The following is a 21507-nucleotide window of genomic DNA, read 5'->3' as shown; positions in this document are numbered from 1 at the left end:
CGCCACTATCCTGGCGTCTTCCCGGCCGGGCGCCCCGGCCGGCTAGGTGCCGGACGGGCCGCGACTGGCGAAACGCTGCTGCAACAACACCGCGACCACGATGATGAGGCCCTTCGTGATGGACTGCACCGAGGTGTCCAGGTTGTTCTGGGTGAACACATTGGTGAGGGTGCTGAAGATCAGCACGCCGAGCACCGTGCCCACGATCGTGCCGCGGCCGCCGATGAGCAGGGTGCCGCCGACCACCACGGCCGCGATGGCGTCGAGCTCGTACAGGCCGCCGTGGGTGGATGTGCCCGCTGTGGTGCGGCCGAGCATCATGATCCCCGCGATCCCGGCGGTCAGGCCGCTGAGCACGTAGACGTAAACCAGGTGTCGCTTCACCCGGATTCCGGCCAGCCTGGACGCCTCCCGGTTGCCGCCGATGGCCACCGTGCGCCGGCCGAAGGTCGTGCGGTTCAACAGGAACCAGGCCAGGATGGCGACGATGAGGAAGACCCAGATCAGCAGGGGGACGCCGATGATGCTCGACCGGGTGAACTGCAGGAAGCCGGTTTCGATGACGATCTGGGTGCGGCGACCGGAGATGAGTTCGGCGAGTCCGCGGGCGCCGACGAGCATGGCTAGCGTGGCCATGAACGCCACGACATTGCCGTACGCGATCACGATCCCGTTGATCAGCCCGGCCGCGATCCCCACGCCGACCGGGATCAGCACCATCAACAGCCAGGAACTCTGGGTGGCGGCGGCCTGCACGGCGGTGAGGCTGGCGACCACGGTGGCCAGGCCCATCACCGACCCGACGGACAGGTCGATGCCGCCCGCGATGATCACAAAGGTCAGGCCGATGCTGATCACCCCGATGATCGAGGCGAAACGGATGATGGTGAGGAAGTTGTCGTAGCTGGCGAATCTGTCGCCGGCGGTGACGGTGCCCACGATCACCAGCACCACCAGCGCGATCACCAACCCGAGGTTGCGGCCGACGGATCCGCTCATGATCCGCCTGAGCACACCTGGACGGTTTTCGCCTCCGGTTTCGGGGACGGTCTGGGCGGCGATGGCACCGTTGGGTTCGCTCACGCTGCTGCTCCTTTCATGACCAGATCGAGCACGCCGGCCTCGTCGATGGCGTGCGCGTCGGTGGTGGTCAGCACCTCGCCGTCGCCGATGACGAGCACCCGGTCGGCGAGTCCGATGACTTCCTCGATCTCACTCGAGACCAGGATGATGGCGGTACCGGCGGCGGCCAGCCGGCGGATGAGGGCGTAAATCTCGGCGCGGGCGCCCACGTCGACGCCCCGGGTCGGTTCATCCAGCAGAAGCACCTTGGTGCCGTGCAGCAGCCAGCGGGCGAGGAGTACCTTCTGTTGGTTGCCGCCGGACAGCGTGCGGGTGGCCCGGTCGGGGTCGGCCGGTCGCAGCTCGAGGGCCTGCATCTGCTCGAGCGCTACTTGCCGTTCGCGGCGCTCGTCGAGGAAACCGCCGCGAGCGAACCTGGCGAAGGTCGACAGGGTGACGTTGCGGTAGACCTGTTCGTCCAGGATCAGGCCCTGGCTCTTGCGCTCTTCCGGAGCCAAGCCGATACCGGCCTTGACGGCGTCATTCACCGAGCCGGCCGCGAGCCGCACCCCAGCCACGGTCACGTGCCCGGCCGAGGCCTTGCGAGCCCCGTAGATGGTCTCCAGGATCTCGGACCGGCCGGACCCGACCAGCCCGGCGAGGCCGACGATTTCGCCCCCGCGCACGCTCAGGCTCACGTCGGCGAAGATGCCGCGCAGGCCGAGGCCCGCCACCTCGATGAGCACCGGGGCCTCGGCGGGCACCGGAACCCGGTCGGGGAAGACGTTCGCCACGGTCCGCCCCGTCATCAGGGTGATCAGGTCGGCGGTGGAGGTGTCCGCAACGCTCAGTCCGACGGCCATGCTGCTGCCGTCCTTGATCACGGTGATCCGGTCGCCGATCTGCCGGATCTCCTCGAGGCGGTGCGAGATGTACACCACGGCGACGCCCTGGGCGGTGAGCTCGCGGATGACCCTGAACAGGTTTCGCACTTCCTCGGAGTCCAGCACCGCGCTGGGCTCGTCCATGATGATCAGCTTCGTGTCGTGGGACAGCGCCCGCGCCATGCTGACGATCTGCTTGTTCGCGGCGGACAGCCGGCCCACCTCAGTGCTGGGCGACAGATTGCCGTGGCCGAGCCGCACGAGTAGGGCGCGGGCGGCGCGATTGGCCTCCTTCACCTTGAGCAGGCCCCCGGAGGAGCGCTCGTGCCCGAGGAAGATGTTCTCGGCGATGGTGAGGCCGTCGACGACGTCGAGTTCCTGGTACATCGTGGCGATGCCGAGGCCGAGCGCGAAGACCGGATGGATGATCGACACTTCATCGCCCTGCCACCGGATGACGCCCCCGTCGGGTTGATACACACCGGAGAGCACCTTGATCAGGGTGGACTTGCCGGCGCCGTTCTGCCCCAAAAGGCAGTGCACTTCGGCCGGGCGAACCTCCAGGTCGACCCCCTTGAGCGCCTGCACGCCGGCGAACGCCTTCGTGATTCCGTGCACCCTGAGCAGGGGTTCCGAATGGTCGTCGTCGATCATGCGGGCAACATAACACACATATGTCGATGCACGAGATTAAGTCGGCGATAAATGGGGATACTTCTGCTACTGTGTGCCGCGTCAGCGTTGATAGGCCTCCGGGATGCACCCTTTCGCCCGGTTTGCTGCGCACCTCTTCGTTGGCGAACCTGCGATTCACCAATAAGGAGGACCACATGCATGCACTACGCACCAGGCGCCGCAAGATGCTCCTGGCCGCCGGAACCTCGCTCGCCATGGTCGGACTACTGGCGGCCTGCACCCCCGGCAGCACTGAAGAATCCGACACCGAACCCACCAGTGCCTCGCTCGAAGAGAACGCCGAGACCGGGGACACCGTCGTGATCGGCTTCTCCGGTCCCGCCGCCGACCACGGCTGGCTCGCCGCGATCAACTCGGCGGCCATCGCCGAGGCGGAGAAGTACCCGGACATCGACCTCAGGGTCGCCGAAGGCACCAACGACGCCAACCTCCAGATCAGCCAGGTGGAGGGCTTCATCAACGACGGCGTCGACGCCATCGTCCTGCTGCCCACCGACGGCGCCGCCTTGACCGAGGTCGCCATCCAGGCGATGGAGGCGGGAATCCCGGTGATCAACGTCGACCGGGAATTCTCCAGCACCTTCGCCGCCCGCACCACGATCCTCGGCGACAACTACGGGATGGGGGTGAGCGCGGGCACGTACATCTGTGAGGAGGTCGGCGACAACCCTGACGCCGTCGTCGCGGAGATTGCCGGCGTCGACTCGCTGCCGCTGACCCAGGACCGTAGCCGCGGCTTCGCTGATGCCCTCGACGACTGCGGCCTGGCGGTCGAGAACCGGGTGGCGGCCGACTTCACCGTGCAGGGCGGCGAGGCGGCGGCATCCCAGCTGCTCTCTGCGGCCCCGCAGATCGACGCCCTCTGGAACCACGACGACGACCAGGGTGTCGGCGTGCTCGCGGCCATCGATGCGGCCGGCCGGGATGAATTCATCATGGTCGGCGGCGCCGGCTCGGCGAACGCGATGCGAGAGATCGAGTCCGGCGACAGCGTGCTGCAGGCCACGGTCATCTACCCGTCCACCCAGGCCGCAGATGGCATCCGGCTGGCCCGCCTGCTGGTGCAGGACAAGGCGATGAGCGATCTTGTCGAGGTCGAGGTGCCCACCCGCATCGTGCTGAACGCGCCGGTGGTCACGAGCGAGAACGTCGACAAGTACCTGCCGACCGCCTTCGAATCCTGACCAGGCGGGACGCCCGCGGGTACCCGCGGGCGTCCCGCGACACCCACTTCATTCACGCCACGCCAGAAAAGAGGACACGTTGGACGCTCGCCAGTTGAGGATTGCCATGGTCGGCCACGGATTCATGGGGGCGGCGCACTCCCAGGGCTGGCGGGTTGCGCCACGGTTCTTCGATTTGCCGGCGCGGCCGGAGATGGCGCTGCTCGTGGGCCGGAATCCCGATTCCGTGGCCGCCGCCGCCGAGAAGTGGGGTTGGGCCCAGACCAGCACCGACTGGCGGTCGGCGGTCACCCGCGAGGACATCGACGTGGTCGACATCGTCACCCCCGGCCACAGTCACGTCGAGATCGCGATAGCCGCCCTCGACGCCGGCAAGCACGTGCTTTGCGAGAAACCCCTGGCCAATACGGCCGAAGAGGCCGAACGGATGGCGGCCGCCGCCTCCCGCGCGGCGGCGAACGGCGTCTTCGCCATGGTGGGCTTCACCTATCGAAGGGTGCCGGCCGCCACCTTCGCCCGAGACCTGGTGGCCGCCGGAACCATCGGCGAGATTCGTCAGGTGCGCGCCGCGTACCTGCAGGACTGGCTGGTCGACCCCGCGGTGCCGTTGGCATGGCGGCTGCAGAAAGACCTGGCCGGGTCCGGCGCCCTCGGTGACATCGGTGCGCACGCCATCGACCTGGCCGAGTTCATCACCGGTCAGCGGCTCACCTCGGTGAGCGGGGTGATGAAGACGTTCGTGACGGAGCGACCGTTGCTGGCCAGTGTGTCCGGACTCTCCGGCACCGCCTCGGTCGAGCGCGGCGCGGTGACCGTGGACGATGTGGCCCTGTTCACCGGTCGTTTCGACGGCGGCGCTCTTGGATCGTTCGAGGCCAGCCGGATGTCGACGGGGCGCAAGAACGCCCTGCGAATCGAGGTCGCCGGTTCCCTGGGGGCGGTGTCGTTCGATCTGGAAGACCTCAACGCGCTCGGCTATTACGACAGGGCGGCGCCCGCAGACCGGCAGGGCTTCACCCGGGTGCAGGTCACCGAGCCCGAGCATCCGTATATCTCGGCGTGGTGGCCGGCGGGTCACCTGCTGGGCTACGAGCACGGGTTCACCCACCAGGCCCGGGATCTTGTGGAAGCGATCATGGCCGGCCGCCAGCCGACACCGTCATTCGCGGACGGCCTGCACGTTCAGCGGGTGCTTACGGCCGTCGAACGCAGTGCCGCGACCGGTAGCGCCTGGACCCCGACCCTCGAAAGTGCTTGAGCACACCCCCTCTACCCAGCACAGTTCCACCTCAACCCAGGAGAATACGATGCCCCGTCCCGTCACCCTGTTCACCGGCCAGTGGGCCGATCTGCCCTTCGAAGACGTAGCCAGGCTTGCGTCCGGCTGGGGCTACGACGGGCTGGAGATCGCCTGCTGGGGCGACCACCTGGATCCCTGGCGCTGGGATGACGACGCCTACGTGGCGGATCGGCTGGCGATATTGGCCCGGTACAACCTCAAGGTCTACGCGATCTCGAACCACCTCAAGGGCCAGGCCGTGTGTGACGACCCGATCGACCAGCGGCACCGGGACATCCTGCCCGACGTGGTGTGGGGAGACGGCGACCCTGAGGGGGTGCGACGACGTGCGGCCGAGGAGATGAAACACACCGCCAGGCTCGCCGCGAAGCTGGGCGTGAAGACTGTGATCGGCTTCACGGGTTCATCGATCTGGAAGTACATTGCCATGTTCCCCCCGGTGTCGCAGGAGGCCGTCGACGCGGGCTACCAGGACTTCGCCGACCGGTGGAATCCGATCCTGGACGTCTTCGATGAGGTGGGCGTGCGGTTCGCGCACGAGGTGCACCCCAGTGAGATCGCCTACGACTACTGGACCACGGTGCGCACCATGGAGGCGATCGGCCACCGGGAGGCGTTTGGGCTGAACTGGGATCCGAGTCACTTCGTCTGGCAGGACCTGGACCCGGTCGGATTCCTCTGGGACTTCAGGGACCGGATTTACCACGTGGACTGCAAGGACACCAAGAAGCGCATGGTGAACGGGCGCAACGGGCGGCTGGGCTCCCACCTGGCCTGGGCGGACCCGCGCCGGGGCTGGGACTTCATCTCCACGGGCCACGGTGATGTGCCCTGGGAGGACAGCTTCCGGATGCTCAACACCATCGGCTACGACGGGCCGATCTCGGTGGAATGGGAGGACGCCGGTATGGACCGCCTCGTCGGCGCCCCTGAGGCGTTGGAGTTCGTGCGGAGGTTGGCGTTCGAAGCGCCGACGGCCTCGTTCGACGCGGCATTCAGCAGTCGCTGACGGTCCTATTTCGCCAGCGCGGCGGTTTCCATCAGTTCCAGCACCATGGCGTCCACCCGGGCGGGCGAGAGGGCGTGATGGATGGCCAGCATGCTGGCGCCGATCACGGCGGCGTCCGGACCCGCGCCGGACTGGGTGATCTGCAGATGCTGGGTCGCCAGGGGCATCGACCTCGTGTACACGACCTCCCGCACGCCGGCGATCAGGTGTTCGCCGGCCTGCGCCATGGAGCCGCCGATCACGATGACGGACGGGTTGACCAGGCTGACGCAGGCTGTGAGCACCTCACCGAGGTCCCGGCCGGCCTGTCGCACGGCTTGGATGGCCTCGAGGTTGCCGCGCTTGACCAGGTCGACCACATCCTGGTTGGAGTCGACCGGCAGGCCCTGGCCGCGAAGCTGCGCGGCGAGGGCGGGACCGGACGCCAACGCCTCAAGGCAGCCGCGGTTGCCGCAGTGGCAGGGCACCTCGGCCCCACGCTGTACCTGCACGTGGCCGATGTCGCCCGCGATGCCCTGGGCGCCGCGCTGCAGGATGCCGCCGGAGATCACGCCGGAGCCGATGCCGGTGGCCACCTTGACGAAGATGAGATGGTCCACATCCGGCCAGGCGGTCTCGCGTTCCCCGAGCGCCATGATGTTCACGTCGTTGTCGACCAGTACCGGAACGTGGAAATGCGCTTGTAGGGTGCCGCGCACGTCGAACCGGTCCCAACCGGGCATGATCGGCGGGTTGATCGGGCGGCCGCTGCTGTATTCGACCGGTCCGGGAAGGCCCACCCCGATGGCGAGCAGGTCATCCGCGGGCCGGCCGGACGCGCGCAAGAGGCTGTCACCGGCCTCGATGACCCAGTCGAGCACCGAGACGGGCCCGTCGGCGACGGCGATGGCGGCGCTGGTCTCGTGCAGCGGGCGCCCGGTCAGGTCGCTGACCGCGATCCGTATGTGCGAGGCACCGATATCCACGCCGAGCACGATTTTTGTGCCGGTGGCCAGCGCCACTTGCGAGGACGGCCGGCCACCGGTGGACGGTGCGTCCGTGCTGGGGCCGACGAGGCCGAGCTTGACGAGGGAATCGATGCGCAGGGCTATGGTCGAACGAGCGAGCCCGGTGAGAGCAGCCAGTTCGGTGCGTGTGCGGGAACGGCCGTCGCGAAGGATCTGAAACAGATCACTCGTGCCGGTGGAGCCGAGCGCATCTCCACGACTTATGTCGATCATTGGACAATCAAATCACATCGGTCGACTTATTTCTGTCGAACAGAATCGAATCATCGGGCGGCCGGCTCAGCGGCCGTAGTCGTAGGGTGGCGGGGCGGCGGCACGCTCGCGCTCGCGTTGGTGGTTGAGCAAATCGATCAGCTGGTCGGCGAATCCCACCAGGATCCTGATCTGGTCGTCGTCCCGGTCGATCCAGCGGCACTCCGGCACAGCGTTGCGCGGCACGAAGTTGTCGTGCTCCTCCCACACCAGCAGGGTGCGGTCGGCGCCGAGCACGTACTGCTGCCACCAGATCTGCCGCAGGTAGGAGCGGGGGATGCTGCGCCAGGGCTTGCTGGTGGTCTTGATCTCGGCGAGTTCGAAGACCCCGTTGCCCGCCAGGCCCAGGCCGTCGGGAGTGGCCAAGTGGCGGGGTTGACCCGCGGCATGGAACAGGTTGGTGCTCGGTTCGATGCCGTAGTTCGCCAGCACCCAGGCCGCGATCTCGGGTTCCCGGGCCCGACCGTGGTCGGTGTACGGGTTGCCGCCGAAACCGCTGCCGTTGATCTTCTCCCTCGCCGCGTTGTGCACGGATTTCTCGGTGGCGAGCTTGGCGACATCCGTGGCGGTGATGCCCTGGCTGCGAGCGCGCAGCCAGGCGACCCTGTCGGTGGAGTCGGCGACGATGCGCAGCAAGTGGGCGCTCACGGGCAGTGCGGCGGGCGCGGCCCGGACGGGCGGTGCGAGCATGTCGCCGGTCTCCTCGCCCAGGTCGAACAGGGCGAGCAAGTCATGGGGCACCTGCCCATTCTGCCGCACGCAGAGGCCGGATTTGTGCGGCCGGGCCGATGCCCGAGGGAACGGATGATGGGTTGGAAATCCCAAGCTGACTCGGACTGGGGGTGCGTACTTCCTAGGGAATACGGGCCGCCTTCCCTAGGCTTGTCCTCATAAAGGGGGACCGGCCGCCAATCCAAAAGGCCGAGAGCGAGTAGGCCCGATCGGCCTTTACACCAGCCACTCAACCGTGGACAGGTGGCCGATAACAGGCGGTCGTAGTGCACCACGATGTCATCGAGGCGCCCACCCACGCCCACTCGCGTCCATATCACCCGGGGCATCGTCCCGGGCCTCCTTCAGCGCGCCCCGCCGAGCGATTCGGCGCGCGCAATTCGTAGTACTGCCGCGCCTTCACCCGAGTGTGCGCGCATACACATTTCGACTGACCCATGAGGTAAAGAAAAATGACCACGATCCCTACCAAAGCCGCGACAATCTTCGGTTCCGTTCTTCTCGTCGGCGGCCTCGCCGTCGGAGGCGCTGCCGTGCCGGCGTTCGCCCACACTCCGGCCGTGAGCGCTGACTGCACGTCGCTGTCGATGAAATTCGAGAGTTACAACGTGATCGCCGCGAAGCCGGCCAGTGGCGGCAAACCGGCCGTTGCGGCCGACGCCACGCCGAATACGGTCACCGTCACCATCGACGGCGTCGCCTCGGCACCGGTGAAGTTCGGCAAGACCTATTCCTCGACGATCGCACTGGACGGCCAGAGGCCGCACACCTATTCGGTGGTTCTCGGCACGCACGACGGGTATGACCGCACCTTCGCCGACAAAACTGTCGCCTGCCCGACCCCGACGCCTTCAGTGCCGCCGGTGACGTCGACGCCGACGCCCACGCCTTCAGTGCCCCCGGTGACGTCGACGCCCACGCCCACGCCTTCTGTGCCGCCGGTGACGTCGACGCCCACGCCTTCTGTGCCGCCGGTGACGCCCACGCCCACGCCGATCGTGCCGTCGGTGAGCGAGACGCCCGCACCGATCGTGCCGCCGGCGAACGCCACGCCCACCCCGACGGCGACTGCCGTCACGCCGGCAGCCGTAACGGCGCCGGCGCCCACCCCCGCGGCGTCAACGCGTGAGCTTGCCGAAACAGGCGTCTCGACCTGGAGCGTTCCGGCCATTGCGGCGAGCGTCCTCGCGATGCTCCTTGGCGCCGGCCTGCTGCTGGCCCGCCGGTTCCGCCGCGCATAACCCGGCATAATCCCCAAGAACGCCCCGGACGAGGAATCGTCCGGGGCGTTCTGTCGTACTCGCGAGCACCTGCGGCCAGGCGGCCCGCTAACCGAGCGGGGGCCCGTCGGGTGCGGTCTGCGTGATGATGGCGCGAAGCAGGTGCATGGGCACCTTGGGCCTGCGGTTGTCATCGAGCAGTCCGTTGGTTTCCTGGAGGGTGTCGGTCAGTTGGGTATAACAGAACCCGGCCAGGAACGAACTGGAGTGGATTGCCGCCACGACGGCGTCCAGACGCTCGAGGAAATCGTCCGCGGTCTGGGCGCTCGAGTAGCCCCAGGCGTCACTGTCCGCATAGTGGGTGGCGAACGAGATGCCGCCGAATTCGGTGAGCATGACGGGCCGCTCACCGATCTCCTGGCCGGCGAGAAGGAGACGGCGCCCCGCGGGCCCGAGGTCGCTGAGAAGCCGGCGTTTTGCGTCGTCGTCGCTGTAACGCTCGCGGAGGGTGTCGCCGATCGATTCATAGTCGTGCACCGAGAGGATGTCGGAGTCGATGTGCTCCCATCCGTCGTTGGAGATCACCGGGCGGGACGGATCCAGCGTGCGGGTGAGCGCGACGAGTGCCCGCGCGTAATTCTGCTGCGCGGGGTCATGGGCGATGTGCTGCACGCCCCAGCTCTCGTTCAGCGGCACCCACGTCACGAGAGAGGGATGCGAGAGGTCCCGTTCCACGACTTCGGTCCACTCCGCCATCATCCGCCGCACGGCCGTGGCGCCGAATTCGAAGGCGCCGGGGGTCTCGCCCCAGACGAGGAGGCCGAGCCGGTCCGTCCAATAGAGGAAACGGGGGTCCTCGATCTTCTGGTGCACACGAGTCGCGTTGAAACCGAGTTCCTTGATGAGCTCGACGTCCCGGCGCAGGGCCTCCGGCGAGGGGCTGGCGAGATGCGACTGGGGCCAGTATCCCTGTTGCAGAACAGACCTCACATAGTAGGGCCGGTCGTTCAGAAGGAACCGGCCGCGAGCGATCGCCGCCGAGCGAAGGCCGAAATAGGAATGTACGACATCCACAGCCGTCCCCTGCGTGTCCGTTGAAGAACCGGTGCGTACCGTCAAAGTGGCATCGATCAGCCGTGGCGACTCTGGGGTCCACAGCAGCTCTTCGTAGGCTTGACCGTTCACCTGAGCCGGGAGCGCGATGGTGAAGACCTGGGTCGTCGCGGTGACGGCTACCGTCGCCTGGGTCAGGGGATCACCGTCGACACTCAGGCTGAGGCACACCGTCGTGCCGGCCGTGGGTCGTCGACTGACATCGATCCGAACACGAACCGTCGCATTCGGCAGGTCCGGTATCCAGTGCACGAGAGTGACGGCCAGGGGGTTCGTGGACTCGAGCCAGACCGGCTGCCAGATGCCGCTGGTGCGGTGATACCAGATTGAGTGCGGTTCGACGCGCCAATCCTGTTTGCCGCGCGGCTGAGTCACGTCGAGGGGATCATCCTCAGCCCTGACCACTATGGAGTGTTCGGCCACACCGGCCGCGACCGCGTCGGTGATGTCGAAGGAGAAGGGGGTGTGCCCACCCTCGTGCTGACCGAGAAACGTTCCGTCGACCCAAACGCTGGCGCGATAGTCGACCGCGCCGAAGTGCACGCGCAGACGCTGGCCCGTGAAGAAGCCGGCCCGCGCCAGGTCGTTGTCGTCGAAGGACCGCGAATACCAGGCCACCGGGTGGAACCCGGTGTCGTGAATGCCCGAGGCGGCGGACTCGAAGGGGAACGGAACCTGAATGGTTCGATCGAATCGCGCGTCGGCGAACCAACGGGCTGCCAAACCGATGTCGGCGTCGTCGAAGGCGAAGCCCCAGTCCCCGGACAGTTCGGTCCAAGCGGGGCGGACGAGCTGGGGGCGCGGGTAGCGCCCGTCCTGCTGGCTGGCGCGAAAGACGGCGGGCGCGAGATCGACGGTGCTACTCATGTCCTCCATCATGCACTGAATTTGCAGCGCTGTAAATCCGCAAATTGAATTGATGCCGTCGCAGCCGGGCCGGTCGGTTCAACCGTGGGGTACTGCTGGCGCGCTTTCCCGAATGACGAGGTCGAAATCCACCAGGCGATGGCGCCCCAGGCCGGTGTAGCCCATGATGCGCTCTTCCAGCATTTCGAGGGCGACGCGGGCCAGCGCGGGCATGTCCGGGGCGATCGTGGTGAGGCTCGGGAAGGTGACGGCCGCGAAGGAGATGTCGTCCCAGCCCACGACGGCCACGTCGTCGGGAATCCGGATGCCGCGTTCCTGGAGAGCGCGCAAGGCGCCGATCGCTGCGAGGTCGTCCCGGCACACCAGGCCGTCAAATCGCAGACCGCGATCCAGTGCTGCTCCGACGGCACGGGCGGCCTCTGCTGGAGCGATGGCCCGGGTGGGGATGAGCAGGGACATATCCAGGACCAGCCCCGATTCCTCGATCCCCTGCTGGTATCCGATGAGTCGCTGCGTGGACGTGGCGGATTGGCCGCTCTCCTCGTGACCCACGAAGGCAATTCGGGTCCGTCCGAGGGCGCTGAGGTGGCGCGTGGCCAGGTTGGCGGCGGCGACGTTGTCGATCATCACGTGGTCGACACCGATCGGCGCCGCGCCCTCGCCCAGCAGCACCATGGGTATGTCGCTGCGGCGCTGGGCCACTTCGGTGGACGTCATCATCGAGGGTTGGAAGAGCATGCCGTCGACGAGGCCGGCCTCACTCGACGAGAGGACGGCCCGCTCGCCGTCGATGGTGCCGGATGTCTCCTCGAGGAGCAGTCGGTAGCCGGCGCCCGTCGAGGCGGCTGCCGCTGAGACCAGACTCGCCAGCTCGGAGAAGTAGGCCAGGCGCACATCGGCGAACGCGAGTGCGATGAGGCCCGTGCGTCCCGTGGCCAGGCGTCGGCCGAGGGCGTTCGGCCGGTAGCCCAGATCATCAATGGCGCGTTGAACCCGCTCCCGCATCGCCGCGGAAACGTGGGGATGGTCGTGCACGACGTTCGACACTGTCTTCATCGACACGCCGGCGTGAACGGCGACGTCCTGGAGTCGCACTCCGGCCATTGCTGCTCCTTGAGTCGGCGCTGCGGGGGCGCGTGAGGGTTTCATCCATGACTCTAGCCTTCGTGCCCGTCTGCTTCGTGATGCGAAGGAAGCTTGACGGATGACTTTCTAGCGCTGTAAATTTATCCCGTCGCATCATCCGCTTTCTGAAGCCGTGCCGGAATGAACACATCACCCGGTCCGGCACCGGCCGGGCACCTGATCCGACTCATTCATCGCCGCGAGTCGGCGACTACTCAAAGGAGAGCACCATGAAGGAAGGATTCGCGCGTCGCGCGATTGCCGCAACCTTGGCGGTTGGAATGGGGGTTGCCCTCGCCGGTTGCAGCACTGGAGGCACGAGCGCCGGTGGTGGAGCCGTGTCCGGCGCGGACTACACCGGTCCCGACGTGACGATCAGCTTCTGGAATGGGTGGACGGGCGGCGCCGCCCCCGTTCTCGTACCGAAACTCGTCGAAGAGTTCAACTCTGAGCACCCGAACATCGTGGTCAAGAACGTTCCCATGGAGTGGGGGGACATCTCGAAGAAGATGCCGCTGGCCATCAAGGCGGGCAAGGGCCCCGACGTGGCCGTCGCCCACGGTGACGATGTCGCCACCTACGCGGCGCAGGGCCTCCTCCTTGAGGCCGACGCCATCATCGACGATCTCGGCTACTCCGCCGATGACTTCCCCGAGGGCCTGATGGACGCCGGCGCATACTCCGGCAGTCAGTACGGGATTCCCTGGAGCGTGACGCCGCTTGGCCTCTACGTCAACAACGATGTCCTGAAATCCGCCGGAATCGACCCCGCGACGGTACCCGCCGACAAGGACGGCTACATGGCCGCACTCGAGACACTGAAGGCAGCAGGCATCCAGGGCGAGTGGGTCGACGGCTACGTCTTCACCGGCACCTTCGAGTTCCAGTCCCTGCTCTGGCAGTTCGGTGGCGACCTGTACAACGACGATGTGACCAAGGCGACCTTCAACTCCGAGGCCGGCGTGCAGGCCCTCACTCACATGACCGACCTGATCGACCAGGGCTACAGCCCCGCGAATGTGGCCCAGGACGGCAACATCAAGGGCCTGCTCTCCGGGCAGACCGCTTACAACTGGAATGGCGTCTGGCAAACGACCAATGAGGCGTTCGACGCGCTGGACTGGACAGCGGCACCGGTTCCCCAGATCGGAACCGAGAAGGCCGTTTGGTCGAGCTCGACCCACTGGATGTTCCTGAACAACAAGGGCCAGGACGCCAACAAGACCTCCGCAGCAGCGACCTTCGTCAAGTGGATGAACGAGAACTCCAGCGGTTGGGCCGAAACCGGTGAGCTGCCCGCAGCAAATGACGTTCGTAACGACCCCGCCCTGATCGAGGCGTACCCCAACCTCGCGACCTTCATCGATGAGCTTCCCTACGCGCACTACGAGACCAGCGCGCCGGGCATCACCGCCGCGAACGCGCTCATCACCACCGCGCTCAACGAGGCGCTGACCGGCAAGAAATCACCCGCGGATGCTCTCGACGACGCGGCCAAGCAGGCCGACGCGATCCTGAAGCAGAACGAGGCGAAGTACGGTGACTAGTCTGGCACCCCTCCCCCCGACCGCCGTGGCGACCCCGATCCCTGCCCCTCGGCGCGCGAGCGCCGGGGGGTCGGGGACCCGCAGGCGAACCTGGACGGCCTATGCCTTCCTGGCTCCGTTCCTCGTTCTCTTCGCTACCTTCGTGGTCGGTCCCGCGGTCTTCGGAGTCTGGATCAGCGTCACCGACTGGAGCCCCTATAAGACCGAGCAGTCGTTCATCGGGCTGCAGAATTACATCGATCTCGTCACGCCGGGTTCGGTCTTCTTCGGCGATTTCTGGCAGAGCCTGGGTGCCACCGGGATCTTCACGGTGGCGAGCGTTCCCTTCCTGCTCGTGATCCCCCTCGGTGTGGCGCTGCTGCTCAACCAGAAAATTGCCGGCGGAACCGTGTTCCGGGCGATCTTCTTCGCACCGTTCGTTCTGGGTGTCGCGGTGATCGGAGTGATCTGGAAGTACATGCTCGACACGCAGTCGGGCATGATCAACCACCTCCTCGGCCTGATCGGTCTCCCCTCCGACATCCCCTGGACCGTCGACGTGCCGTGGGCGTGGGTCTCGCTGGTGGGCGTGACCGTCTGGTGGACTCTGGGGTTCAACGCCGTCATCCTGCTCGCCGGTCTCAAGGGCATCAACACCGACCTCTACGAAGCGGCCGCGCTCGACGGCGCGGGGGCGATCCGCAAGTTCTGGAACGTCACCCTGCCTGGACTGCGACCGGTGATGCTCTTCGTCAGCACCACCACGATCCTGGCGTCCGCGAACATGTTCGGGCAGTCCTACCTGCTCACCAAGGGTGGGCCGGCCAACCAGACCCGCACGGCGATCATGTACATCTCCGACCAGGGGCTCTCGCAGAACAACATGGCGGCAGCGGCGGCCATGAGCTACGTGCTCTTCGCCTTCCTGGCGATCATCAGCGTGATCAACTTCCGCCTTCAGCGGGACAAACCCTAAGGATCATCGATGACTACTCTCACTCCGCGACGGGTGTCGGGACCCGCACGCCTTCGGCGTGGTGCCCTCTACGCCGCGCTGATCGTCGTCGCCCTCACGATCATCCTGCCCCTCGTCTGGATCGTGATCACCTCATTCAAGACCGACACCGATGTCATCTCGAATCCGTATTCAATCCTTCCGAACCCGTTTTCAGTCGACGCGTACGGGACTCTGGCCAGCGGCCAACAGCCGATCTTCCGCTGGCTGCTCAATAGCCTCGTCGCGGCCACGCTGCAGACCGTGATCGTGCTGGTGACCGCCTCGATGGGCGCCTACGCGCTCGCGCGGCTGGAATTCAAGGGAAAGAAGTTCATCTTCGGGCTCATCATCGGCACCCTCCTGGTGCCGCCGGTGATCTTCCTCATTCCCAATTACCTGATCGTGCAGAACCTCGGTTGGCTCGACACCCTGTGGGCGGTCTCCGTCCCCGGCGCGGCCGGTGCCTTCGGCATCTTCTTCCTGCGCCAGTTCTTCGTCGGGCTGCCGACCGAGATCGAGGAAGCCGCGCGTATCGACGGGGCCGGGGATATCAGGATCTTCCTCCAGATCGTGCTGCCGCTGGCCAAGCCCGCGCTGTCGACGCTGGCAATTCTGACCTTTCTCGGCAACTGGAATGACTTCCTGTGGCCCATCTACGTTCTGCTGAGCCCGGAGAACCTCACCCTGCAGCCCGGCCTGTCCCAATTGCAGGGCGCCTATTCCACTCACTTCAGTATCGTCATGGCCGGCGCGGTCATCGCTTCGGTCCCGGTGCTCGTGCTGTTCTCGCTGGCCCAGAAGCAAATCGTTGAAAGTGTCGCCAGCTCGGGCGTGAAGGGGTGAGTCTGCGGCGGGCCGGCGCCTCTGTCCTCGTGTGTGCGGCGGTGGCGTTCCTCGGCGGTTGTGGGCCGGCCGGGTCTCTGGATGCCGCCGCAACCGACGTGCCGGCAGCCTTCGCGATAGACCAGGATTTTCCCGACCCGGATGTGCTGCTGGTCGGTGACAGCTACTACGCGTACGCCACCAATTCGCTCACCGCAAATGTCCAATTCGCCACCTCCACCGATCTCCAGTCGTGGGAGGTGCAGGACGGCGACGTTTTCCCTGACCTCCCGGACTGGGCCGACACCGGGAGGACCTGGGCGCCAGAGGTGACCTCTGGTCCGGATGGCACCTTCCTGCTCTACTTCACCGCCGCCGACAGGGCCTCAGGCCTGCAGTGCATCGGCGTCGCCAGCGCCGCATCGGCCACCGGCCCGTTCGTGGCAACATCGACGGTGCCGTTGATCTGCCCGACCGGCGAGGGAGGCGCGATTGACGCCGGCGCATTCGTCGATGCGGACGGGAGTAGATGGCTGCTCTGGAAGAACGACGGCAACTGTTGCTCCCTGGATACCTGGCTGCAGCTGTCACCGCTCTCGCCCGACGGCCGCACACTGACCGGCGAACCGACCAGGCTCATCAAGCAGTCGGAGGAGTGGCACGGCACCGTGGTGGAGGCGCCGATCCTGATCCGTCATGACGACGAGTACGTGCTCTTCTACTCGGCGAACAGTTACGCCGATGACAGTTACGCCATGGGTTTCGCCACGGCGCCGACACTCCAGGGGCCCTACACGAACGGTGCCGAACCGCTCTTCAGTACGGAGAGTTCCGGCGACCGCTATCTCGGCCCTGGCGGTCAGGACGTGGTCTCCCCGGGCCCGGACCAGCCCGGTGGTGACCAGATCGTGTTGCACTCCTGGGATCCGGCCTACGTCTACCGGGGGATGAGCGTTCTGCAGCTTGACTGGGTCGACGGGCGCCCGACGGTGGTCCCACCGGCCTGACGCCGAGCCGGCGGATTCCAGATGGCATCCGCCGACTCAGCGCGATCGCTCGGCACGGACCTCAGCCGAGGTCCTTGACCACACCCTGCTTGATCAAGAGGCGCCTCTGCGCACGCTTGGCGACAGCCGAATCGTGGGTGACCACGATCAGGGTCAGCCCCTTCGCCCGCCACAGGCCCTCGAGCAAGTCCATGATCTCGTCACGGGTCTGCTCGTCGAGGTTCCCGGTGGGCTCATCGGCCAGCAGCACCGTGGGCTCCTTGACCAGGGCGCGGGCGATCGCGACGCGCTGCTGCTGGCCACCGGAGAGCTCCGCGGGCAGGTGGCTGCCGCGCTCGCCGAGCCCGACGGAGTCGAGCGCCGCCGCGGCCCGCGAGATGCGCTCCGCCGTGGGAACCCCGAGCGGCGCGAGCGCGGTCTCCACGTTCTCCTGCGCGGTCAGGGTGGGGATCAGGTTGAAACCCTGGAACACGAAGCCGATCTCGCGCGCCCGGATTTCCCCCAACGGCCCCTGGCCGAGCTTGGACAGATCCGCACTGCCCAACTCGATGGTGCCCTCGGTGGGCCGGTCGAGGGCGCCCAGCATTTGCAGCAGCGTGGACTTTCCGCCGCCGGTCGGCCCTTGGATGGCGACCATCTGTCCATCCGGAATGGACAGGGTGACCTTGTTCAGGGCCGTGACCGAGCGCTTGCCCTGGTCGTATTTCTTGGTGACATTGGTCAGTTCATACATGGGAGCTCACTTCTGGTGATGAATTCGACGGAGGGGGTCACGCGATGCTGCGCAGTGCCTCGGAGGGGCTCAGGCGCGAGGCGCGCCAGCCGCCGATCGCGCCGGCGAGCAGACCGCCGAGCACGGCGAGACCGACGGCGATGAGGATGACCGACAGGGTCACCGGCACCTGCAGAACGATGTCAGAGGTGGTGGCTTCCACCATGGCCTGACCGAATCCGCCGGCACTGCCGCCGGGGCCGCCCATGGCGGATGCCGGGTCGGCAGTGGCCGCGCCCGCGGTGAGCGTGGGGGCCGCGAGGTTGATCACCAGGATTCCGGCCAGGCCGACCGCGATGCCGCCGACGCCGCCGATCAGGCCCTGAACCAGGGATTCACCGGCCACCTGGCGTACGATCCGGCCGTTCGACCAGCCGATCGCCTTGAGGGTGCCGAACTCCCGGGTGCGCCGGGTGACGCCGGAGATCGTGAACAGGATGGCGATCAGGAACGCCGCCGCGAGCACGATGAGCGACAGCCAAAGGCCGAGGTTCTTCACCAGGTCGGCGGCGCTGGAGAGCGACCCTGACACGCTCGAGGCGAGGTCGGACTGGGTCTGCACCGTGGCCTCCGGCAGGGCGGTCTCGACGTCGGCCTGGATCTGCTCGATGTCGGTGGAGGACGCGGCCTGCACGTAGATGTCGGTGACCTGATCGGTCAGGCCGGACAGGGTCTGGGCGACGTCGAGCGGGATGTAGACGTTGGAGGCCGTGGCGGCATCCGCCGAGGAGGCCGTGACCAGGCCGACCACGGTGAAGTCGGTGTCCGCGATGGCGACGGTGTCGCCCACGACGAGTTCGGCGGTGGTGGCGTAGTCGGCGTCGAGGACGGCGACATTGGTGCCGGCGTCAGTGGTCTCCAGGCTGCGTCCATCCGTGAGGCTCACGGCCGAGAGGGGCCCGACGGCCTCAGCGGCCGGGTCCAGGCCCAGCACTGTGAAGGAATCGACGCTGAAGGAGCTGCCGCCGGCACCGTCGGGTCCACCGCTGGGCGGGGTTCCGCCGGCCGCGTCGTCCCCGGTCTGCGGTGTCCCGGCGGAGAAATCGGGCAGGGCGCCGTCGAAGGTGGTGTTGCTCAGCGACAGGGTCGCGGCGGCGGCGGAGACGTTGTCGATGCCGCCGACGGTGTCCAGCGCCGTGGCGTCGAACGCGGTGGTGCCCCGGTCGACGGAGAGCCTGGACTGGCTGACGGTGGTGGTCCCGTCGGCGGTGGCGCCGGCATCCGCGCCGAAGTCGAAGTTCGCCGGCCCGCCGGCGCCTGCTTCGCCCTCGGTGGGCGCGGCCGGGGTCTGGCTGACGGTGATGTCGGTGCCGACGCCGTAGACCGAGGCCAGCACGGTGGACTGTGCCAGCTGTACTCCGCTCGACACTGCGTTGACGATAATGACCAGGGCGATGGCGAGGGCCATGCCGATGGCGACGATGGCGGTCTGCTTGCGGCGACCCGCCAGCTCTCGTCGCAGATACGTGACAAACATCGATTCTCCAGTCCGGCGGCAGGGAGGTTCCCGCCGTTGCCTTCGAAGCTAAGGAGCCCGGTTATGGCTGCACTATGGCCTGCCTATGAATACGCCCAGAAGGCCGCAGGGTCCCGCTCTCTCAGGATCGTCGTGGGCGGCGCATAGCCGGTTCATAGGAAAGGCGGGGATACTTCGGAGCATGAGCACCCGAACCAACGAGCAGCCGACCCACGGACCACGCCTTCGCAAGGCCGACGGCTCCCCGATCCGGGTGCTCGTCGTCGACGACGAACCCACCCTCACCGACCTGCTCTCGATGGCCCTCCGCTACGAGGGCTGGGAGGTGCGCACGGCCGGGGAGGGCCGGGCCGCGCTCACCCTGGCGCGGGAGTTCCGGCCGGACGCCATCGTGCTCGACATCATGCTGCCCGACATCGATGGTCTGCAGGTGCTCCAGCGGCTGCGGGCGGATGGCTACCAAACGCCGGTGCTCTTTCTCACCGCCAAGGACTCGCTCGACGACCGCATCGCCGGTCTCACCGCCGGCGGCGACGACTACGTCACCAAGCCGTTCAGCCTGGAAGAGGTCGTCGCCAGGCTCCGCGGCCTCATCCGGCGCTCCACGATGGCCGTCTCCGACTCCAGCGACCCCCGCATCACGGTGGGCGACCTCACCCTCGACGAGGACAGCTACGAGGTGTTCCGCGCGGGCGAACAGATCGAGCTGACCGCGACCGAGTTCGAACTGCTGCGTTTCCTGATGCGCAACCCGCGCCGGGTGCTCAGCAAGGCCCAGATCCTCGACAGGGTCTGGAGTTACGACTTCGGCGGCAAGTCGTCGGTGGTGGAGATCTACATTTCCTATTTGCGCAAGAAGGTGGACGCCGGTCGCGAGCCGATGATCCATACCGTGCGCGGCGCCGGTTACATGCTGAAGATCGCCTGATGAAACCCGGAGCACCCGTCGGCGACACCCCCATCATCCCGACCCGCAGCGGCCGGGCCCCCTGGACCCTGCGCCGCCGACTGGTTGTGGCCGTGGTGGGCCTGCTTGCCCTTGTCAGCCTGGTCATCGGGGTGGTGAGCGTGGCCATCCTCAGCGCCAACCTGATGGACGGCCTCGACCAGCAGGTGGAGAGTGTGGCCGAACGCTCCAGCGTGGTCGTCGGCGGCGGACGGCCGACCGGCACCGACTTCAACGCCGGCACGCCCACGGCCAGCGAGGTCCTCAACGGGCCCTCTCAACCGCCGAGCACCCTCGCCCTGGTCTACGACGGCAGTGCCGTCACGGCGGGCTACACCGACGACACCGGCGCCGTCGTGGCTCTGAGCAACGACCAGATCACCCAATTGCTCACCGAACTCGACGCCGCGGTGCAGGAGGGGCGCACGTCGGTCCCGTTCAGTGTGGATCTCGGCGGCGACGTGGGCGAGTACCGGGTCCTCGCGCAGGCCGCGCGCACCGGCGCCCTCTACCTTGTCGGTCTGCCCGTGTCCTCGGTGACCGGCACCGCCACCCAATTGGCGCTCATCATCGCCGTCGTGTCGCTGGCCGGCCTCGTGCTGGCGGCGTTCCTCGCCACCGCGATAGTGCGTCTGGCCCTGCGTCCGCTGCAGCGGGTGACGGCCACGGCCACCCGGGTCTCCGAACTGCCACTGGACCGCGGCGAGGTGCTGCTCGTCGACAGGGTTCCGGCCGCGGACACCGACCCCCGCACCGAGGTCGGCCGGGTGGGCTCAGCGCTCAACCGGATGCTCGACCACGTCGACATCGCCCTGGAAACCCGGCAGGCCAGCGAGAACAAGGTGCGCCAGTTCGTGGCGGATGCCAGCCACGAACTGCGCACCCCGCTCGCGTCGATCCGCGGCTACTCCGAGCTCACCCGGCGCAGCGGCCAGGAACTGCCGCCGGACGCCATCCACGCTCTCGGGCGCATCGAGTCGGAGTCGGTGCGGATGACCGGTCTCGTCGAAGACCTGCTGCTGCTCGCCCGCCTGGACGAGGGTCGCGAGCTGGAACGGGAACCCGTGGACCTCACCATGCTGCTCGTCGACGTGGTCAGCGACGCCCACGCGGCCGGCCGGGACCACAGCTGGGACCTCGACCTGCCCGAAGAGCCTGTGCTGGCGGCCGGCGACGGTCCGCGCCTGCACCAGGTTTTCGCGAACCTGCTGGCCAACGCCCGCGTGCACACCGACGCGGGCACCCGGGTGCAGGTGGCGCTCGGCGTCGAGGGGCCAGACGCCGTGGTCACCGTGACCGACGACGGTCCCGGCATCCCGGAGAACCTGCAGGAGACCCTGTTCGAGAGGTTCGCCCGAGGCGACAGCTCCAGGTTCCGCGGTACCGGAGGCAGCACCGGTCTCGGCTTGGCCATCGTGCAGGCCGTGGTTCTGGCCCACGACGGCGAAGTCACGGTGGACAGTCGGCCGGGGCGCACCAGCTTCCGCGTGGCGCTGCCCCTGGCCTGAC

At 67.2% G+C, this 21507-nt stretch carries 18 protein-coding genes; 10 read left to right on the top strand and 8 right to left on the bottom strand.

Going from position 1 to position 21507, the window contains the following annotated elements:
• Positions 1–42 precede the first annotated feature (42 nt).
• Together C3B61_RS10295 and C3B61_RS10290 are read right to left on the bottom strand one after the other, a co-directional pair.
• On the bottom strand, positions 43–1083 hold the full coding sequence (locus tag C3B61_RS10295) for an ABC transporter permease (RefSeq protein WP_370290195.1): 1041 nt from the start codon (positions 1081–1083) through the stop codon (positions 43–45).
• Positions 1080–2600, bottom strand: a complete 1521-nt coding sequence (locus tag C3B61_RS10290; RefSeq protein ID WP_103460528.1) for a sugar ABC transporter ATP-binding protein — start codon at positions 2598–2600, stop codon at positions 1080–1082. Before C3B61_RS10290 ends, C3B61_RS10295 begins: the two co-directional genes overlap by 4 nt.
• 176 nt (positions 2601–2776) lie before the next feature.
• Between C3B61_RS10290 and C3B61_RS10285 the strand changes: the two genes are divergently transcribed.
• The 3 genes from C3B61_RS10285 to C3B61_RS10275 all read left to right on the top strand — a co-directional run bounded on the left by C3B61_RS10285 (position 2777) and on the right by C3B61_RS10275 (position 6135).
• A complete protein-coding gene (locus tag C3B61_RS10285) occupies positions 2777–3826 on the top strand; it encodes a substrate-binding domain-containing protein (RefSeq protein ID WP_103460527.1) in 1050 nt (349 codons plus the stop codon).
• 106 nt (positions 3827–3932) lie between these two features.
• Entirely contained in the window at positions 3933–5084 is a 1152-nt protein-coding gene (locus C3B61_RS10280; protein ID WP_103460526.1) for a Gfo/Idh/MocA family protein, read from the top strand.
• A 49-nt stretch (positions 5085–5133) separates the two neighbouring features.
• On the top strand, positions 5134–6135 hold the full coding sequence (locus tag C3B61_RS10275; protein ID WP_103460525.1) for a sugar phosphate isomerase/epimerase family protein: 1002 nt from the start codon (positions 5134–5136) through the stop codon (positions 6133–6135).
• A 5-nt stretch (positions 6136–6140) separates the two neighbouring features.
• Here C3B61_RS10275 and C3B61_RS10270 read toward each other — a convergent pair whose 3' ends face one another.
• Complete coding sequence (locus C3B61_RS10270; protein ID WP_174776354.1) at positions 6141–7355, bottom strand: ROK family transcriptional regulator; 1215 nt, start codon at positions 7353–7355, stop codon at positions 6141–6143.
• 66 nt (positions 7356–7421) lie between these two features.
• On the bottom strand, positions 7422–8084 hold the full coding sequence (locus C3B61_RS10265) for a YqaJ viral recombinase family protein (RefSeq protein WP_103460573.1): 663 nt from the start codon (positions 8082–8084) through the stop codon (positions 7422–7424).
• Positions 8085–8578: 494 nt separating this feature from the next.
• On the opposite strand from C3B61_RS10265, the gene C3B61_RS19475 reads away from it, so the two are divergent.
• Positions 8579–9367: an LPXTG cell wall anchor domain-containing protein gene (locus C3B61_RS19475; RefSeq protein ID WP_133160276.1), complete on the top strand. Its 789-nt coding sequence runs from the start codon at positions 8579–8581 to the stop codon at positions 9365–9367.
• An 87-nt stretch (positions 9368–9454) separates the two neighbouring features.
• On the opposite strand, the gene C3B61_RS10255 is transcribed toward C3B61_RS19475, so the two are convergent.
• Positions 9455–11326: a glycoside hydrolase family 2 protein gene (locus C3B61_RS10255; protein WP_103460572.1), complete on the bottom strand. Its 1872-nt coding sequence runs from the start codon at positions 11324–11326 to the stop codon at positions 9455–9457.
• 78 nt (positions 11327–11404) lie between these two features.
• On the bottom strand, positions 11405–12430 hold the full coding sequence (locus tag C3B61_RS10250) for a LacI family DNA-binding transcriptional regulator (protein WP_103460524.1): 1026 nt from the start codon (positions 12428–12430) through the stop codon (positions 11405–11407).
• Between the two features lie 251 nt (positions 12431–12681).
• On the opposite strand from C3B61_RS10250, the gene C3B61_RS10245 reads away from it, so the two are divergent.
• The 4 genes from C3B61_RS10245 (at position 12682) to C3B61_RS10230 (ending at position 16803) form a co-directional block, all read left to right on the top strand.
• A complete protein-coding gene (locus C3B61_RS10245; RefSeq protein WP_088455032.1) occupies positions 12682–13998 on the top strand; it encodes an ABC transporter substrate-binding protein in 1317 nt (438 codons plus the stop codon).
• Positions 13999–14140: 142 nt separating this feature from the next.
• A complete protein-coding gene (locus tag C3B61_RS10240) occupies positions 14141–14953 on the top strand; it encodes a carbohydrate ABC transporter permease (RefSeq protein ID WP_240632341.1) in 813 nt (270 codons plus the stop codon).
• A gap of 9 nt (positions 14954–14962) precedes the next feature.
• Complete coding sequence (locus C3B61_RS10235; RefSeq protein WP_103460522.1) at positions 14963–15817, top strand: carbohydrate ABC transporter permease; 855 nt, start codon at positions 14963–14965, stop codon at positions 15815–15817.
• Positions 15814–16803, top strand: coding sequence for a glycoside hydrolase family 43 protein (locus tag C3B61_RS10230; RefSeq protein ID WP_103460521.1), 990 nt, complete (start codon positions 15814–15816; stop codon positions 16801–16803). The genes C3B61_RS10235 and C3B61_RS10230 overlap by 4 nt, the downstream gene beginning before the upstream one ends.
• Before the next feature lie 61 nt (positions 16804–16864).
• Here C3B61_RS10230 and C3B61_RS10225 read toward each other — a convergent pair whose 3' ends face one another.
• Positions 16865–17536: an ABC transporter ATP-binding protein gene (locus C3B61_RS10225; protein ID WP_103460520.1), complete on the bottom strand. Its 672-nt coding sequence runs from the start codon at positions 17534–17536 to the stop codon at positions 16865–16867.
• Between the two features lie 37 nt (positions 17537–17573).
• Positions 17574–19052 carry an ABC transporter permease gene (locus C3B61_RS10220; RefSeq protein WP_103460519.1) on the bottom strand — a complete coding sequence of 493 codons (1479 nt, stop codon included), beginning with the start codon at positions 19050–19052 and terminating at the stop codon, positions 17574–17576.
• A 181-nt stretch (positions 19053–19233) separates the two neighbouring features.
• Here C3B61_RS10220 and C3B61_RS10215 point away from each other — a divergent pair, with 181 nt between their 5' ends.
• Positions 19234–19980: a response regulator transcription factor gene (locus C3B61_RS10215; protein ID WP_103460518.1), complete on the top strand. Its 747-nt coding sequence runs from the start codon at positions 19234–19236 to the stop codon at positions 19978–19980.
• On the top strand, positions 19980–21506 hold the full coding sequence (locus C3B61_RS10210; RefSeq protein ID WP_103460517.1) for a sensor histidine kinase: 1527 nt from the start codon (positions 19980–19982) through the stop codon (positions 21504–21506). The genes C3B61_RS10215 and C3B61_RS10210 overlap by 1 nt, the downstream gene beginning before the upstream one ends.
• Position 21507 lies beyond the last annotated feature (1 nt).

Source organism: Cryobacterium zongtaii (assembly GCF_002909375.1).
In the GTDB taxonomy this organism is placed as follows: Bacteria; Actinomycetota; Actinomycetes; order Actinomycetales; family Microbacteriaceae; genus Cryobacterium; species Cryobacterium zongtaii.
This window is presented reverse-complemented; position numbering and strand designations above follow the sequence as displayed.

What these genes read in the sequence shown, in the direction of transcription:
- C3B61_RS10290 (WP_103460528.1), bottom strand. Translation starts at nt 2,600, where the DNA reads ATGATCGACGACGACCATTCGGAACCCCTGCTCAGGGTGCACGGAATC.
- C3B61_RS10285 (WP_103460527.1), top strand. Translation starts at nt 2,777, where the DNA reads ATGCATGCACTACGCACCAGGCGCCGCAAGATGCTCCTGGCCGCCGGA.
- C3B61_RS10280 (WP_103460526.1), top strand. Translation starts at nt 3,933, where the DNA reads ATGGTCGGCCACGGATTCATGGGGGCGGCGCACTCCCAGGGCTGGCGG.
- C3B61_RS10275 (WP_103460525.1), top strand. Translation starts at nt 5,134, where the DNA reads ATGCCCCGTCCCGTCACCCTGTTCACCGGCCAGTGGGCCGATCTGCCC.
- C3B61_RS10270 (WP_174776354.1), bottom strand. Translation starts at nt 7,355, where the DNA reads ATGATCGACATAAGTCGTGGAGATGCGCTCGGCTCCACCGGCACGAGT.
- C3B61_RS10265 (WP_103460573.1), bottom strand. Translation starts at nt 8,084, where the DNA reads ATGCTCGCACCGCCCGTCCGGGCCGCGCCCGCCGCACTGCCCGTGAGC.
- C3B61_RS19475 (WP_133160276.1), top strand. Translation starts at nt 8,579, where the DNA reads ATGACCACGATCCCTACCAAAGCCGCGACAATCTTCGGTTCCGTTCTT.
- C3B61_RS10255 (WP_103460572.1), bottom strand. Translation starts at nt 11,326, where the DNA reads ATGAGTAGCACCGTCGATCTCGCGCCCGCCGTCTTTCGCGCCAGCCAG.
- C3B61_RS10250 (WP_103460524.1), bottom strand. Translation starts at nt 12,430, where the DNA reads ATGGCCGGAGTGCGACTCCAGGACGTCGCCGTTCACGCCGGCGTGTCG.
- C3B61_RS10245 (WP_088455032.1), top strand. Translation starts at nt 12,682, where the DNA reads ATGAAGGAAGGATTCGCGCGTCGCGCGATTGCCGCAACCTTGGCGGTT.
- C3B61_RS10235 (WP_103460522.1), top strand. Translation starts at nt 14,963, where the DNA reads ATGACTACTCTCACTCCGCGACGGGTGTCGGGACCCGCACGCCTTCGG.
- C3B61_RS10225 (WP_103460520.1), bottom strand. Translation starts at nt 17,536, where the DNA reads ATGTATGAACTGACCAATGTCACCAAGAAATACGACCAGGGCAAGCGC.
- C3B61_RS10220 (WP_103460519.1), bottom strand. Translation starts at nt 19,052, where the DNA reads ATGTTTGTCACGTATCTGCGACGAGAGCTGGCGGGTCGCCGCAAGCAG.
- C3B61_RS10215 (WP_103460518.1), top strand. Translation starts at nt 19,234, where the DNA reads ATGAGCACCCGAACCAACGAGCAGCCGACCCACGGACCACGCCTTCGC.
- C3B61_RS10210 (WP_103460517.1), top strand. Translation starts at nt 19,980, where the DNA reads ATGAAACCCGGAGCACCCGTCGGCGACACCCCCATCATCCCGACCCGC.